The organism is Polaromonas sp. P1_G2 (assembly GCF_056405515.1).
The window spans coordinates 1-15,208 of sequence record NZ_JBFUBY010000080.1; the positions used below are offsets into that span (position 1 = coordinate 1).

Consider the following 15,208-nt stretch of genomic DNA (forward strand, 5'->3'; position numbering starts at 1 on the left):
AGGTAAAGCGTCCTGGAAAAAGTCTTGACGGGCGAAGTTTCCCCGAAGGCCTCACCGACCAGGACGCGCACCCGGGCGCCGTCCACCGTGGTGGAAGGAATCGTTTCCGCCGGCGTGTGGGAAAACACGGGCGCCGTTTCCTCAAACTCCTTGGGCAATGCCGCCCACAGCTGCAGGCCGTGGTTCACATAGGCGGTGCCGCGCAGGTCTTCGGGCGCGCGCTCGGAATGCACGATGCCGCGGCCGGCGGTCATCCAGTTGATGGCGCCGGGCTCTATGCGCTGGGCCGAGCCCAGGCTGTCGCGGTGCATCATGGCGCCCTCGAACAGGTAGGTGACCGTCGCCAGGCCGATGTGCGGGTGCGGCCGCACGTCATGGTTGGTGCCGGGCAGCTCGGTCACGGGGCCGAAATGGTCAAAAAAGATGAAGGGGCCGACGGACTGCTGCAGCGCCGAAGGCAGCAGCCGGCGCACCATGAAGCCGCCGCCCAGGTCTTTGTGGTGGCCCGTGAGTTTGAGTGCAACGCTCATGGCAGGCGCTCCAGTTCGGTGGTGATTTCGGTCGTGACCGTGGTCATGAGTTTGTGCACGGGACACTTCTGCGCTACGGCATGCAGCTCCTGCAACTGGGCGTCGCTCAGGTCACCCATGATCTGGAGTTTGGCAGCGAGCTTGTACACACCGCTGCGCTCCTGTGAATCATCGCGTTCAATGCGCGTGTGGATGTCCTTGACCGGGATGCCTTTTTTGCGGGCGTACCACATCACGGTCAGGGCCTTGCAGGCGCCCAGCGCCGCATCGTAGAGGTCGTGTGGGCTGGGACCGGTGTCGGCGCCGCCTTCGGCCTCGCTGACGTCGGCGGTAAAGCTGTGGTTGCGGATCTGCACCTGCTGCGCCATCGCAGCGGTGAGATCGCGTTGGAGTTCAATGGTCATGGGGTTCCTGTGCGCTAGGGAAAAAGCCGGGTCACGGCGCGAACTTCGCCGCGACGGTGGCGACACGCGCGCCGAAGCTGCGCGCCGTTTCCAGGTCGCCGGCGGACATCTCGCCGGCGCCGGCATCGGACGGCGACTGCGCGATGGCACCGCTGTAGGAGCCCAGGTAGTTGGCATCGTTGCGCAGCGCGGCCTTGCTGTTGCTGGGCAGCATGCCCTGGCTGACCCAGATGCCGCCATGCTGCATGGCCAGCGTGAACAAGTAATTCAGCGTGGAGAGTTTGTCGCCGTTCATCGCGGCGCTGTTGGTGAAGCCGGCGAAGAGCTTGTCTTTCCAGGCCTGGCTGTACCAGGGCTTGGACGAGGCATCGGCAAATTTCTTGAACTGCCAGCTGACGTTGCCCATGTAGGTGGGCGAGCCCATGATGATGGCGTCGGCGGCATTCAGGGTTTCCCAGCCGCCTTCGGGCAGGTTGCCGTCGGCGTCTATGGCCAGCAGCTCGGCGCCCGCGCCTTCGGCCACCGACTGCGCCATGCGCTGGGTGTGGCCGTAGCCGGAGTGGTAAATCACGACAACTTTGGGCATTCGAATCTTTCGCGGGGAATGGATAAGAGGATAAAAGAAACGAGGCAAACAAAAGGAAAAGGGCTGCAGCCCGGGTGCGAACGCCCTCGCTGCAGCCCTCGTTTTTTCGGATCAGCCTTTGCGCTGGCCGTCCACGCTCCAGGCGCCGCCGCCGAAAGCCGCGATGCTGAACAGGCCGCCGACGATGGCCATATTCTTGAAGAACATCATTTGTTGCGKGGGGTCGGTCCAGAAGGCATGGAAGATGCAGGTGATGACGACCGTGAAAACGCCGATGGCCAGCGCGGCCCAGCGCGTCTGGAAGCCTACGGCCAGAAGGATGCCCAGGCCGAGTTCCACCACGATGGCGATGGCGGCTGCGGCTCCAGGCAGCGGCACGCCTTTGGAGGCAATGTAGCCGACCGTTCCGGTAAAACCTGCGATCTTGCTGAAGCCGGCAGGCACAAACAGCAGGGCCAGCAGCAGGCGGCCGATCAGGGAGAGAGGGTTTTGCAGGGAATTGAGCATGGTGAGTCCTTATTAATGAAGTAAACGGGGGAAATGATGGAGGAAAAAAACACTCTGGGCAAGCGCTATGCGCCGATGCGCATTCAACGCTTGCCCCGGGTGATGGGTTACAGGGTGTTATCGGGCCCTGCAGTCTATGGCGCCAGGTCGAACACCAGCACTTCGGCGTCCCGGCCATGGGCCAGTTGCAGCGTGGCTTCCGATTGCAGCGCCGCGGCGTCGCCCGCCTTCAGCAGCTGGCCGTTGACTTCAAGCTGCCCGCGGACCAGGTGCACATAGGTCTTGCGTGCTGCGCTCAAGGCCAGCGTGGCGCTTTCCGTGCCGTCAAACAGGCCGGCATACAGCCGGGCATCGGCATGGATCAGCACGGAGCCCTTGGCGCCGTCGGGTGAAGCCACCAGGCGCAGGGCGCCGCGCTTTTCGGCATCGGCAAAGGTCTTTTGCTCATAGCTCGGGGGAATGCCGGTCACATTGGGCTCGATCCAGATCTGCAGGAAGTGTGTGGTCTGGCCGTCGGCGTGGTTGAACTCGCTGTGCTGCACGCCGGTGCCGGCGCTCATGCGCTGCACGTCGCCGGGCGGGATGCCCTTGATGTTGCCGATGCTGTCCTTGTGCGCGAGCTCACCGCTCAGCACATAGCTGATGATTTCCATGTTCTGGTGGCCATGGGTGCCGAAGCCGCGGCCGGCCGCGATGCGGTCCTCATTGATGACGCGCAGGTTGCCGAAGCCCATGTGGGCCGGGTCGTAGTAGCCGGCGAACGAAAAGGAGTGGAAGGATTTGAGCCAGCCGTGGTCGGCGTAACCGCGTTCGCTGGAAGTTCTTAAAGTCATCATGAGGTGCTCCTTTCAAGGTGCGTTGAGCTGCGTTGTGATTCGTTTGCGATGACTCCAATGTAGGCGCGGGGGCCCCGCTTTCCATTGCCGCGCTTTGATGGCATCATTCAAATTATTTGAATCATTCTTATGGCAACGATCAACAACCGCGTGCGTGATGCCCTGACGCCGGAAACCCTGGGACTGATAGGCGCCATTCACAGCGCCGGCAGCATGGCGGCGGCGGCGCGCGAGCTGGGCCTGGTCCCCAGCGCCCTGACCTACCGCATCCGCCAGGTCGAAGACGCGCTGGACGTGCTGCTGTTCGACCGCTCTTCACGCCAGGCAAAACTGACCGAAGCCGGCAAGGAACTGCTGCGCGAAGGCAACCGCCTGCTGGCCGAACTCGACGCCGTGGCCAACCGCGTCAAGCGCGTGGCCACGGGCTGGGAACCGCAGCTCACACTGGCGGTCGACAGCGTGATCTCGCGCACCACGGTGATGGAGCTGTGCGAGGCATTTTTCGCGCTGAACCCGCCCACCCGCCTGCGCCTGCGCGAGGAAGCGCTGTCGGGCACGCTGGAGGCCCTCACCTCGGGCCAGGCCGACCTGGCCATAGGCGTGGCCATCGAGCCGGCGGTGAATACCTCGGTGCAGCACAAAACACTGGGCAGCATCCATTTCATTTATGCGGTGGCGCCGCACCACCCGCTGGCGCAGGCCACAGAGCCCGTAACCGACGCCATGCTGATGCCGCACCGCGCCGTGGCGGTCGCCGATTCGGTGCAGCGCGGCAGCGGCATCACGGTGGGCCTGCTGGGCGGGCAGGACATCTTCACCGTGCCCGGCATGCAGGAAAAACTCCAGGCGCAGCTGCGCGGGCTGGGCGGCGGTTTCCTGCCGGAATATTTGGCGCGCCCCCACGTCATCACCGGCCGGCTGGTGGAAAAACGCATGCAGCGTGCCCCGCGCCAGGTGCCCATGAGTTATGCCTGGCTGCGTGCGCCCGACGGCAAGGAGGGCCGCGCGTTGCAGTGGTGGCTCAAGCAATTGGAGAGCACGGCCACGCGAAAAGCGCTGCTGGAGCGGGACCAGTCCCTGTGAAAACCCGTAGTCGGTTCGCAATCTGAGCGCAGGAGCCCGGCCTGCGTGTAGAGTGTGCCTATGGTTTTCGTTTATGGTTGAGATGTGATGACCAACGCCGGGGGGCCGTGAATTGCATGCGAGAGCAGCAAGGCGCCTTATTCGTCAACCCCAAAGAAACATAAAGACCTCAGACATGAAAAAAAATTCTGCCCTCCCCCTTCCTGAATCCGCGGCCCGGCGCCGCATCGCCGTCATCGGTGCCGGCATCGCCGGTATTGCCTGCGCGCGCACGCTGGCGCAGGCCGGGCATGATGTCACGGTGTTCGAGAAAAGCCGTGAAGCCGGTGGACGCATGGCCACCCGCGACAGCGAATTCGGCGGCTTCGACCACGGCACGCAATATTTCACCGCACGTGACCCGCGTTTCGAAAAAGCCCTGGCCACGGCGTCCGGGCTGGTGCGGCCCTGGAGCGCCAACACCGTGCGCATCCTGGACGAGCTGGGCCGCGTCGTCGCCTCGGCGCTGCCGCCCAAGGAGGCGCATTGGGTTGCCACGCCGGGCATGAACGCACTGGTGCGCCAATGGGCGCAGCCCCTGGCGGCCGCCGGCCGCCTGCAACTTGAAACCGAAGTGATCAGGCTGGAGCGCGACAAGCTGCACCCCGAGCAATGGCAGTTGCAGACCGAAGGCCCGGGCGCCGGCAGCCTGGTGCACTCGGGTTTTGACGCCGTGGTACTGGCCCTGCCCTCACCGCAGGCGCATGCCCTGCTGCTGAGCTCGCAACAGGGCAAGCCGCTGATGTCCGAATTGTCCAAAGTCAGCGTGGCGCCTTGCTGGACGCTGATGCTGGCCTTTCCCCAGGCCATGCAGCCCACGATGGTCCACCTGGGCCCGCACTGGAACGCCGCGCGCAGCACCCATCACCGCATCGCCTGGCTGGCGCGCGAGTCGTCCAAGCCCGGGCGCAGCCCCATCGAGCGCTGGACCGTGCAGGCCAGCCCCGACTGGTCGCAGCGCCACCTCGAAGACGACGCCGAGCGCGTCAAGGCCAAGCTGCTCAAAGCCTTCACCGAAGTCACCGGCATACGCGCGGCGCCGCCCCATGCCGTGGTGCATCGCTGGCGCCATGCCCAGACCCTGCAGCCCCTGGGCAAAACCCATGCTTGGGACGCCAAATCGGGCATAGGCGCCTGCGGCGACTGGTGCCTGGGGCATCGCGTGGAAGACGGTTTTGTCTCGGGCCTTGAAATGGCTCTAGAGCTGGCCTGAACGCCAAAGGCGAAATCGGCGTGGGCGCCGAATACCGGGGCCGCTTCGCCCCCTCTCCAACCGGCCCGCTGCACGCCGGCTCACTCGTAGCCGCCCTGGCCAGCTGGCTGGATGCGCGCGCGCACCAGGGCCGCTGGCTGGTGCGCATCGAGGACGTTGACACGCCGCGCTGCGTGCTGGGCGCCGACCTCATCATTCTTGAACAACTGGCTCAATGCGGGCTAGTGCCTGACGAGCCGCCCGTGTACCAGTCAAAGCGCGGCGACTTGTACCAGCAGGCGCTGGATTCATTGATCGCCCGCGGGCTGGCCTACCCCTGTGCCTGCACGCGCCAGGACATCGCCCGCGCGCTGGCGGCTTCAGGGCAGGCACGCGAACGCCACGGCGAACTGGTTTATCCCGGCACCTGCCGCGGCGGCCTGCACGGACGCCCCGCACGCGCCTGGCGGCTGGACACGCAGGCGCATGCACCTGTCAGCTGGCAGGACCGCCTGCTGGGCCCGCAATCGCAGCACGTGGCCCATGAAGTCGGCGACTTCGTGCTCAAGCGCGCCGACGGCCTGTGGGCCTACCAGCTGGCCGTGGTGGTCGACGACGCGGCCCAGGGCATCACGGACATCGTGCGCGGCGAGGACCTGGCCGACAACACGGCGCGGCAAATCCTGCTGCAGCGCGCGCTGGGCCTGCCGCTGCCGCGTTACCTGCACACGCCGCTGGTGCTGGGTGCCAACGGCGAAAAGCTCTCCAAACAGAACGGCGCGCGGGCCCTGGACACCCGCGAGCCGCTCGCCTTGCTGCGGCAGGCGGGTGCCGATCTCGGCCTGCCGTTGCTAGCCAGCGCCGCCTCGCCGCAGGACTGGCTGGGGCAGGCCGTGCCGCCGTGGGCGGAGCGACTTAAAATCAAGCGGTGACAGATACCAACTCCCCCACCCCGCCCGCCACCCTCCCCGACCAGCCCTCCGAGGGCGCGGCCGCCGAACCGGGCGCTCCCCGCAACATCCGCAGCTTTGTGCGGCGCACCGGCCGCACCACCATCGGCCAGGCCAAGGCCTTCGCCGACGTGGGCCCTCAGTTCCTGCTGCCCTACAAAGCTGAACCGGCGGACTTCGAGGCCGTCTTCCAGCGTTCGGCCCCCACCATCCTCGAGATTGGCTTCGGCATGGGCGAAGCGACGGCCCACATCGCCGCCCTGATGCCCGAGAAAAACTTCCTGTGCTGCGAGGTGCACACCCCGGGGGTAGGCGCACTGCTCAAACGCATCAGCGAACAGGGGCTGGCCAACATCCGCATCCTGCAGCACGACGCCGTCGAAGTGATAGACAACATGCTTCCGCCGGCCAGCCTGGACGGCGTGCATATTTTCTTTCCCGACCCCTGGCACAAAAAACGCCACAACAAGCGCCGCCTGATCCAGGCGCCGCTGGTCGCCAAGCTGGCGGCCCGCCTCAAGCCCGGCGGCTACCTGCACTGCGCCACCGACTGGCAACCCTATGCCGAGCAGATCCTCGAGGTGCTGGCTGCCGAGCCGCTGCTGCGCAACACGGCCGACGCTTCCCAAGGTGGTTATGCGCCCAAGCCGGTTTACCGGCCCCTGACCAAATTCGAGAACCGCGGCATCAAGCTGGGGCACGGTGTCTGGGACGTGGTGTTCACCCGTGTGTGATCTCCCGGCTGTGCGGGTGTGAGCAAGACACCCAAGCTCGGGCTGCATGGTTTGGCCACGCGGGCCGGCATCAGCCCCAGTTGCGTCGGCCTGCCGGCTGGCAGCTGGCCCAGCATCACTGACTTCCTGGTGGAGCGCTTCCCGGCCATCTCGCGCGAGGTATGGCTGCAGCGCATGCAGGATGGCCTGGTGGTCGATGAATTCGGCGAAGCCGTTACCGCCGAACGCCCCTACCGCGGCCATATGCGCGTGTACTACTACCGCGCACTGGACGAAGAACCCCGCATCCCGTTTGAAGAGACCGTGCTGTTCCAGGACGAACACCTGGTGGTGGCCGATAAACCGCATTTTTTGCCAGTGACGCCCTCGGGCCACTACCTGCAAGAGACCCTGCTGGTACGCCTGAAAAACCGGCTCGGCATCGACGGCCTGGTACCTATCCACCGCATTGACCGCGAAACTGCGGGCCTGGTGCTATTCTCGGTCAACCCGGCTGAGCGCGACGCCTACCAGTCACTGTTCCGCCGTCATGAAGTCACCAAGCATTACGAAGCGGTGGCGCCATGGCGCGGCGATATGGGCTTTCCCCTCACGCGCGAAAGCCGCATCGTCGAAGACGAGCCTTTTTTCCGGCAACGTGAGGTGCCCGGCGAAGCCAACAGCAAAACGCAGATCGATGTGATCGAAGTGCGCGGCGACCATGCGTTGTATGCCCTGAGCCCCGTGACGGGCAAAAAGCACCAGTTGCGCGTGCACATGAATGCGCTCGGCCTGCCGCTGCGCAATGACCGCATGTACCCGCCGGTGGAGCACACGCCGGACGACGATTACCGCTTTCCGCTGCAGCTGCTGGCCAAATCCATTTCGTTCATGGACCCGGTGACAGGCGAGCAGCGACGCTTTGAAAGCCGGTTGGCGCTGCGGGACCTGCAGCCTTGATCAGGCCTTGGTATATATCGCCCTAAGCCAACCCGAGTCCGGTCATKGCCGGCGGCATCTGCTCAAACCCAGTCGCAGATAGAAGCCTTCTGCGGGGATTAAGGGCTGACATCAGAGGCTCAACCAAATATCTCTCAGCCAATAAAGTCAGCGACGAAAGTACCGGAAAAATATAGAACGAACATCAGGACTGTGAAGCCAGTGAATCCGCGCAAAGACTTTCGGCGCGCGTTCTCGTCACGGTACTTCTGCAAGTAAATCGGGACACCGACTATCGGGAACAAAAACGAGAGCACTAGAAGCCATCTTTCCGGCGAATGCTTCTTCTCAACTGCATCGAGGTGGACCCAAGCAAGACTCAATGCGCAAATAAGAATCACGCCCAGAGTTGGCAACATGGGCAAAATCTTCCCCTTCTGGGCGAGCCAGAAGATCACACCATGAATTAGCGAATAGACGAGCAGTGAGATTTTGAGGGCTTGTGAAGTGGTCATTGATGGTGGCGCCTAACGATTGAAGGGTTAGGCCTCACAGGGGGAGTGAGGGCAACGCAAAAGGCTGAGATCCATTGACACCGCGACTATGAAATTTCTTGCTCGACCAAGCGTTTTATCTTCACCGCTTTTTCGAAGTGATCCAATTGGTGCGTTTGGATCCACCATTTCGCGGCTTCCATCAAGAGTTCCGGATTGTCATTCTTGTTATGGAAGAACGCATAGAAGGACAAGCCGACGCTAGCCCCTTTCTCACTGATCTTGCTTTCGCAGACAGCAACAATTTTTTGCCTCAGAGTTGTCCGCATTTCACTCAACTACTGAAGTTTGGTGGAGCTGCACGCAATGAGGATGCTTAGGCCTTGATCTCTTTTGCAGTAATCTGGTACTTGAAATCATCCGGCGCGTAGGAATCAAAGCGCCCCGCCGCGTTCTCGCCAATGGGATACATAAAGAAGCCCAGCTTCTCGCCGGCCGCCTTCGGCAGGGCCAGGTCGTGCGCCGTGTTGTAGGCCATCCAGTTGCCTTCCCAGCCGCCGAACAGCGCCTTGTTGACGGGCGCGACCACTGGGTTGGTGGTGGTCTTGATCCAGTCTGCCGTTTCCAGGCGCATGACCTTGGCGACGTCGGCCGGGTCCATCGCCACCCAGCCGTGGCCCTTGAGGTAGACCTCGGAGCGGCAATGCTGCGCGCCCTTGAGGCTGGCCGGGTTGCCCGAGAGTTCCTTGTAGCCGAAGGCCGAAGGCACCAGGCGTATGCCGTAGACGTCGCGGGCCGGCAGGCCGACCGAGCGGCACAGGCCGACGAACAGCGCATTCAGGTCGGCGCACTTGCCGCCCAGGTTGCCGGTTTCCAGCATGGTCTTGATGTCGCCTTCGCCGCAGCCGCGCACCTTGGGTTCGCGGTAGGTGTTGGCGACGATCCAGTCATAGAGTTTTTGCGCTTTCTCGACGTCGGTCTTCGCGCCTTGCGTCGCCGCCACCGCGGTCTTACGCACGATGCCGTCGGTCGGGATCAGCATGGTCGGGCGGGTGAAGTAGCGCAGCGTGTCGGCACTTTCGGCCGGCGCGGTTTTCTGCGACCAGTCGATGGCGCGCCCCTGGGTCTGCACGCGGCTGGTCAGTTCCACAAAGGGCCTGGCTTCGGAGGCCGGGAATTCAACGTAGAGCATCTTCGCGCCGTCGCGGCCGTCTTGCGTCAGCTGCGTGCTGCCGTTGCTCGAAAAGCTGTTGCCCAGCGAATACTGGTAGTCGCTGTTGACCGAGGGAATCGGCAGCCAGACTTTGGTCAGGCCCTGCGGCTTGACGATGTCCACGCGCGTGGTCACATCAAACGTGCGCCAGGCGCCGCTTTGCGGCGCGAAGTGGCCGCGGCTGGGCGCGGGCGCCGTCTGGGCGAAGTTGAGGGAAGGCAGGGCGGCGGCCATGGCGGCGGCCGCGGTGTTTTTCAGAAAGGCTCGGCGTACGGTGGTCATCCAGGATCTCCGGGTAGGGTGAGGGCGACGTGCACCGGGGCAGGTAAAGATGCCCCAGGATGTCAGCCTGCGATTATCGCCTTTGCCTTGCCGGCGAGGCCAAACTCAAGGCTTCAGCAGCCCGGCGATCAGTTTTTCAGCCGCGGGCCCGGTCCAGTCGACCTCGCCCTTCACGCGCAGGCGCGGCCGGCCCGCGCTGTCCATCATCAGCGTCGTCGGGAACACCTTCACGCCCCAGCGGCGGGCCGCCTCGCCCTTGAGGTCCAGCAGGACGGGCAAGCTCACGCCGGTGGTTTTGGCGAACTGCAGCGCGCGCGCGGCCGGCTCCTTGAAGTTGACGGCCAGCACCAGCAGCTTGTCGGGCCCGTAAAAGTCGGCGACCTGTTGCAGCGTGGGCATCTCGGCGCGGCAGGGTTCGCACCAGCTGGCCCAGAAATTCAGCAGCACCGCGCGGCCGCGCAGGTCGGCGGGCTGCCAGGTCTTGCCGGTGGTGTCGACCAGCCCCAGCGCGGAAACCGGGCCGGCCCAGGGGCTGACCTCATAGGCCGGGCCCGTCAGGCCCTGGGCCCGGGCTTGAAGCCAGGCGGCGCCGGCGCTTGCGGCGATCGAAGCTTGCAGGAATTGGCGGCGGGAAGAAAGCGCTGGAGGCATGGACAAGGGTTTCGGTGGTGAACGCCCGAGGGTAGCAAAACCCGGCCTCCCCCACCCAGCCATGCCGGCTTCTGCTATTTGGCGAAAAGGTTGTCCAGCGTCGCGAAGGCCTTGAATTCCAGCGCATTGCCGGACGGGTCGAGGAAAAACATGGTGGCCTGTTCGCCGGGTTCGCCCTTGAAGCGGATATGCGGCTCGATCACAAAATCGGTGCCCGCGGCCGTGAGCTTGGCAGCCAGCGCCTCCCATACCGGCATGGGCAGCACCGCGCCGAAGTGGCGCACGGGCACGTCGTGGCCGTCGACCGCGCTGGTCTGCTTGTGGCCGCATTCGTCCGGTGCGAGGTGGGCGACGATCTGGTGGCCGTAGAAATTGAAGTCCACCCATTCGTTGGAGCTGCGGCCTTCGGGGCAACCCAGCACATCGCCGTAAAACCGGCGCGCGGCGGCGATGTCATGGACCGGAAAGGCGAGGTGAAAGGGAATGGCGGCAGTGGCGTGGGGTGTTGTCATGGCTGTTCTTTCAGGAGAGCGTAAGGAAAGTGTGAGGAGAGCGGATGGATAAAACCTGCCCCACTGTAAAACCATCAACTGATCATGAAAAGCGATATATATTGGCTCTGAGAGACAAAATAATCGATGATTGAAAAATGATCACGGAACTCCGCACCTTTATCGCCGTGACCCGCCACGGCACTTTTGCCGCCGCGGGCGAACGGCTGGGCCTGACGCAGTCCGCCGTCAGCAGCCAGATCAAGCGCCTCGAGGAATCGCTGGGTTTCGCCTTGTTCGACCGCACCCGGCGCGCCGCGACACTCAACGCGGCCGGCGCCACGACACTGTCGCGCGCTGAAGAACTGCTGGCCCTCTTCGCAAAACTCGGCGACCTGCCGGACCAGGGCAGCGACGGCGGCCTGCTGCGCATCGGCGCCATCGCCTCGGTGCAGTCCTCGCTGCTGCCGCGCGCGCTGGTGCCGCTGCGGCGGAAATACCCGACGCTGCGCCTGAGCCTGGTGCCGGGCGTGTCCATGCACCTGATGGACCAGCTTGACGCCGGCGAGATCGACATGGCCATCACCATACGCCCGCCCTTCGGCCTGCTGCCCGAATTGAACTGGCAGCCGCTGGTCCATCAACCTTTCATGCTGCTGGTGCCCGCAACCCTGAAAGGCAAGGACTGGCGCAAGCTGATTCAGGCCCAGCCCTTTCTGCGCTATGAACGGAAGTCTTTCGGAGGACRCCTGGTCGAGCGGTTTTTGCGCGACATGCAGCTCAGCGTGAATGAATCCATCGAGCTCGACGAAATCCAGGGCCTGATCCAGCTGGTGGCCAACGGGCTGGGCGTGGCCCTGGTGCCCATGGTCGAGGGGCCTGATCCGCTGCCCGCCAATGTGCGGGCCATCCCGCTCGGGGAACACACTTTTTACCGTGAAATCGGCATCCTTCAGCGGACCGCCAAAGCCAGCCGGCCCATCGTCGCCCAGCTGGCGCAACACCTGCGCGACGCCGCCCCAAACGCAAGCAAGGCGTCAGGCATTTGACCTTGAGCGCGGCCTTTGCGCGTTTGTAAGAAACAAAGGCATTGGGCGACTAAATGTTGGACGCGGCATAGGCCCGGAAGCCGCGCGCCGCCGCAAACCCTATATAGGGCGGGAAATGGCAAGCACCCTCTTGCCCCCAAAGCGATTCAGTCCTACAAACGTCCTTTCCAAACGGCTTTTAAATCTAACGTCATAACGACATAACCAACTAACCGTAGCCAAGGCGAATCTTGAACCTCCCACTCAACATCTCGGCCCTTTCGCTCCAGCTGCCTCCCGCCTCGCCGCAATTCATCGCCCTCTACCGTCCGGACAGCGACGCGCAGGCGGTGCAGGCGACGACGCAAGAGCTGACGGACGGACTGCTGGCCGCGGCGGCCCATGTGTCGCCCAAATTTTTCTACAACGAACTGGGCTCCAGGCTCTTCGAGGCCATCACCGGCCTGGACGAGTACTACCCCACGCGGACCGAAGCCGGCATCTTCGAGGCGGCGCACGGGCATATCGCCGCGACGCTGGCCGACGCGGGCATACGCCGGCCTTGCCTGATCGACCTCGGCGCGGGCAACTGCGCCAAGGCCGTCACGCTGATCCCCCATCTGCAGCCGCGCCAGTACGTGCCCGTCGACATCTCCGTCGACTTTCTGCGCGACGCCGCCGAGCAGGTACAGAACAGCTTTCCGGCGCTGGACATCGTCGGCCTGGGCATGGACTTCTCGGCCGGGCTGGCGCTGCCCGAGGAAGTCCAGTCGCACGAGCGCGTGTTTTTCTATCCCGGCTCCAGCCTGGGCAACTTCCATCCCGCGCAGGCCCTGCAATTCCTGCGGCACATCGCCGACCCGGCGCAGGGCAAGGCGCGCGGGCTGCTGCTCGGCATAGACCTGGTGAAAGACACGGCGCGCCTGGAGGCCGCTTATGACGATGCGCTGGGCGTGACGGGCGCCTTCAACAAAAACCTGCTGCTCAACATCAACGGCTTGCTGGGCGCGGACTTCGACGTGCGGCAGTGGCGGCATGTGGCGCTGTTCAATGCCGCCGAGTCGCGCATCGAGATGCACCTGGAAGCCGCCTGCGACCTGACGGTGCACTGGCCCGGCCACGAGCGCCGCTTCAAGGCCGGCGAACGCATCCACACCGAATGCTCCTACAAATACACGGTGGACGGCATGACGGCGCTGCTGCGGCAGGCCGGTTTCAAACACGTGAAGTACTGGACCGATCCGAACCACTGGTTCGCGGTGTTCTGGGCTGCGGTTTAGCCCTTTCGCCAGGCAAAGAAAAAGGCCGGCTTCCCTCGGGAAACCGGCCTTGATGTTTTAAGCGCTTGGTAAAGCGGAAGGTCGTCAGGCGCGCTCAGCCACCCAGCCCTGCACCGACTTCAGCGCATCACCCAGCTTGGACGCATCGGTGCCGCCGGCCATGGCCATGTCGGCCTTGCCGCCACCCTTGCCGCCGACTTGCTGGGCCACAAAGTTGACCAGCTCACCGGCCTTCACTTTGCCGACGCTGTCGGCCGTCACGCCAGCGGCGATCTGCACCTTGTCGCCGTCGACCGCGGCCAGCACGATGACGGCCGTCTTGAGTTTGTCCTTGAGCTTGTCCATGGTGTCGCGCAGCGTCTTGGCGTCGGCGCCTTCGAGCTTCGCGGCCAGCACTTTGAGGCCCTTGACGTCCACCGCCTGCGTGAGCAGCTCGTCGCCTTGCGAGGATGCCAGCTTGCCCTTGAGCGCGGCGATTTCTTTCTCGAGCACCTTGACCTGGTCCAGCACCTGGCCGATGCGGCCCTGCAGTTCCGAGGGGCTGGCCTTGAGCGAGCCGGCCGCGGCCTGCACCGTGGATTCGAGCGACTGCAGGTAGGCCAGCGCGTTCTCGCCGGTCACGGCCTCCACGCGCCGCACACCCGCCGCCACGCCGCTTTCGGCGACGATCTTGAAGAGGCCGATGTCACCGGTACGTTTGACGTGAACGCCACCGCAGAGCTCCTTGCTGGAGCCGATCGTCAGCACGCGCACGGTCTCACCGTACTTTTCGCCGAAGAGCATCATCGCGCCGGATTTCTGCGCATCTTCCATGGCCATCACGGTGGCATCGGTTGCCACGTTGGAGAGGATTTCGGCGTTGACGCGCGCTTCGATCTCGCGGATCTGCGCGTCGGTAACTGGCGCGTTGTGCGCGAAGTCGAAGCGCGTGCGCTCGGCATTCACCAGGCTGCCCTTTTGCTGCACGTGGTCGCCCAGCACTTCGCGCAGTGCCTTGTGCATCAAGTGCGTGGCGCTGTGGTTGCGCACGGTAGCGGCGCGCACAGCGGTATTGACCTGCGCCATCACCGCATCGCCGACTTTCAGCGTGCCCTCTTCCTGCACACCGTAGTGGCCGAACACATCAGCCCGGATCTTGAGCGTGTCGTCCACCGCGAAACCGGCGCCGGCCGCGGTGATGCGGCCCTGGTCGCCGACCTGGCCGCCGCTTTCGGCATAGAAAGGCGTGGTGTTGAGCACCACCACACCGCTTTGCCCGGCGTTGAGGGCCTGCACGGCCACGCCGTCGGCGTACAGCGCCACCACCTTGGCGGGCTCTTCGAGCAACTCGTAGCCGGTGAAGGTGTTGCCGCCGCCGGTGTATTCCAGCGCGCGGTCCATCTTGAACTTGCCGGCTGCGCGGCCACGCGCTTTCTCCGCTTCAAGCTCGATTTTGAACTGAACTTCGTCAACACCAATACCAAATTCACGAGAAACGTCTGCCGTCAGATCAATCGGAAACCCGTAAGTACCGTGCAACAGGAATGCTGTCTTTCCATTCAGCAAGATGCTCGAAGTGTTGTCCTTGAACTCGGTCTGCGAAATATCAACAAGAGTATTGATTTCCCGCAATAGCAGTTCCATGCCGTTCTCCAGCGTTTCAAAGAAACGCTCTTCCTCGGCCTTGAGCACGGCGGTGATGCGGGCTTCGTCGGTCCTGAGTTTGGGGTAGGCGTCGCCCATCAGGCGGGCCAGGTCGGCCACCAGCTTGTGGAAGAACGGCGTCTTCTTGCCCAGCTTGTAGCCGTGGCGGATCGCGCGGCGGATGATGCGGCGCTGCACGTAGCCGCGGCCTTCATTGGACGGGTTGACGCCGTCGCTCACCAGGAAGGCGGTGGCGCGGATGTGGTCGGCGATGACGAACAAGCTCTTGTTGCCCAGGTCCTTCTCGCCGGTTTCGCGGCTGGCGGCCTTGATCAGCGCGTCGAAGATGTCGATTTCATAATTGCTG

General features: G+C 64.0%; 18 protein-coding genes. 7 read left to right on the plus strand and 11 right to left on the minus strand.

Annotated elements, in window-relative coordinates:
• The 5 genes from AC1D0P_RS10545 to AC1D0P_RS10565 form a co-directional block, all read right to left on the minus strand.
• Positions 1-530, minus strand: a 530-nt coding sequence (locus AC1D0P_RS10545) for a pirin family protein (protein WP_477676692.1), incomplete at its 3' end; no start/stop codon positions are given.
• Entirely contained in the window at positions 527-934 is a 408-nt protein-coding gene (locus AC1D0P_RS10550) for an OsmC family protein (RefSeq protein WP_477676693.1), read from the minus strand. The genes AC1D0P_RS10550 and AC1D0P_RS10545, both read right to left, overlap by 4 nt.
• A gap of 31 nt (positions 935-965) precedes the next feature.
• A complete protein-coding gene (locus AC1D0P_RS10555; RefSeq protein WP_477676694.1) occupies positions 966-1,520 on the minus strand; it encodes a flavodoxin family protein in 555 nt (184 codons plus the stop codon).
• Positions 1,521-1,631: 111 nt separating this feature from the next.
• Positions 1,632-2,027, minus strand: a complete 396-nt coding sequence (locus tag AC1D0P_RS10560) for a DoxX family protein (RefSeq protein ID WP_477676695.1) — start codon at positions 2,025-2,027, stop codon at positions 1,632-1,634.
• Positions 2,028-2,161: 134 nt separating this feature from the next.
• Positions 2,162-2,863 (minus strand): pirin family protein, encoded by a 702-nt coding sequence (locus AC1D0P_RS10565; protein ID WP_477655671.1) that lies wholly within the window; start codon positions 2,861-2,863, stop codon positions 2,162-2,164.
• A gap of 129 nt (positions 2,864-2,992) precedes the next feature.
• Here AC1D0P_RS10565 and AC1D0P_RS10570 point away from each other — a divergent pair, with 129 nt between their 5' ends.
• From AC1D0P_RS10570 to AC1D0P_RS10590, 5 genes are all read left to right on the plus strand, one after another.
• A complete protein-coding gene (locus tag AC1D0P_RS10570) occupies positions 2,993-3,946 on the plus strand; it encodes a LysR family transcriptional regulator (protein WP_477676696.1) in 954 nt (317 codons plus the stop codon).
• Between the two features lie 175 nt (positions 3,947-4,121).
• The gene (locus AC1D0P_RS10575; RefSeq protein WP_477676697.1) at positions 4,122-5,198 is read left to right on the plus strand and encodes an NAD(P)/FAD-dependent oxidoreductase; all 1,077 of its coding nucleotides are present in this window, start codon (positions 4,122-4,124) and stop codon (positions 5,196-5,198) included.
• Positions 5,199-5,218: 20 nt separating this feature from the next.
• On the plus strand, positions 5,219-6,109 hold the full coding sequence (gene gluQRS, locus AC1D0P_RS10580) for a tRNA glutamyl-Q(34) synthetase GluQRS (protein ID WP_477676698.1): 891 nt from the start codon (positions 5,219-5,221) through the stop codon (positions 6,107-6,109).
• Positions 6,106-6,861: a tRNA (guanosine(46)-N7)-methyltransferase TrmB gene (gene trmB / locus AC1D0P_RS10585; protein WP_477676699.1), complete on the plus strand. Its 756-nt coding sequence runs from the start codon at positions 6,106-6,108 to the stop codon at positions 6,859-6,861. The genes gluQRS and trmB overlap by 4 nt, the downstream gene beginning before the upstream one ends.
• 18 nt (positions 6,862-6,879) lie before the next feature.
• Positions 6,880-7,800, plus strand: coding sequence for an RluA family pseudouridine synthase (locus AC1D0P_RS10590; RefSeq protein WP_477676700.1), 921 nt, complete (start codon positions 6,880-6,882; stop codon positions 7,798-7,800).
• Positions 7,801-7,934: 134 nt separating this feature from the next.
• Here the strand turns inward: AC1D0P_RS10590 and AC1D0P_RS10595 are convergent, their stop codons facing one another.
• From AC1D0P_RS10595 to AC1D0P_RS10615, 5 genes are all read right to left on the minus strand, one after another.
• Positions 7,935-8,294, minus strand: coding sequence for a hypothetical protein (locus AC1D0P_RS10595; protein ID WP_477676701.1), 360 nt, complete (start codon positions 8,292-8,294; stop codon positions 7,935-7,937).
• A gap of 86 nt (positions 8,295-8,380) precedes the next feature.
• Positions 8,381-8,602 carry a DUF6500 family protein gene (locus AC1D0P_RS10600; RefSeq protein ID WP_477676702.1) on the minus strand — a complete coding sequence of 74 codons (222 nt, stop codon included), beginning with the start codon at positions 8,600-8,602 and terminating at the stop codon, positions 8,381-8,383.
• Positions 8,603-8,649: 47 nt separating this feature from the next.
• Entirely contained in the window at positions 8,650-9,768 is a 1,119-nt protein-coding gene (locus tag AC1D0P_RS10605; protein ID WP_477676703.1) for a transglutaminase-like domain-containing protein, read from the minus strand.
• A 105-nt stretch (positions 9,769-9,873) separates the two neighbouring features.
• Positions 9,874-10,419 carry a TlpA family protein disulfide reductase gene (locus AC1D0P_RS10610; RefSeq protein WP_477676704.1) on the minus strand — a complete coding sequence of 182 codons (546 nt, stop codon included), beginning with the start codon at positions 10,417-10,419 and terminating at the stop codon, positions 9,874-9,876.
• A 74-nt stretch (positions 10,420-10,493) separates the two neighbouring features.
• Positions 10,494-10,931 (minus strand): VOC family protein, encoded by a 438-nt coding sequence (locus AC1D0P_RS10615; RefSeq protein WP_477676705.1) that lies wholly within the window; start codon positions 10,929-10,931, stop codon positions 10,494-10,496.
• Positions 10,932-11,068: 137 nt separating this feature from the next.
• On the opposite strand from AC1D0P_RS10615, the gene AC1D0P_RS10620 reads away from it, so the two are divergent.
• Positions 11,069-11,959 (plus strand): LysR family transcriptional regulator, encoded by an 891-nt coding sequence (locus tag AC1D0P_RS10620; protein WP_477676706.1) that lies wholly within the window; start codon positions 11,069-11,071, stop codon positions 11,957-11,959.
• 230 nt (positions 11,960-12,189) lie between these two features.
• Complete coding sequence (egtD, locus tag AC1D0P_RS10625; RefSeq protein WP_477676707.1) at positions 12,190-13,218, plus strand: L-histidine N(alpha)-methyltransferase; 1,029 nt, start codon at positions 12,190-12,192, stop codon at positions 13,216-13,218.
• Between the two features lie 84 nt (positions 13,219-13,302).
• Here the strand turns inward: egtD and alaS are convergent.
• The coding region (gene alaS, locus AC1D0P_RS10630; protein WP_477676708.1) for an alanine--tRNA ligase at positions 13,303-15,208 on the minus strand (1,906 nt) is incomplete at its 5' end.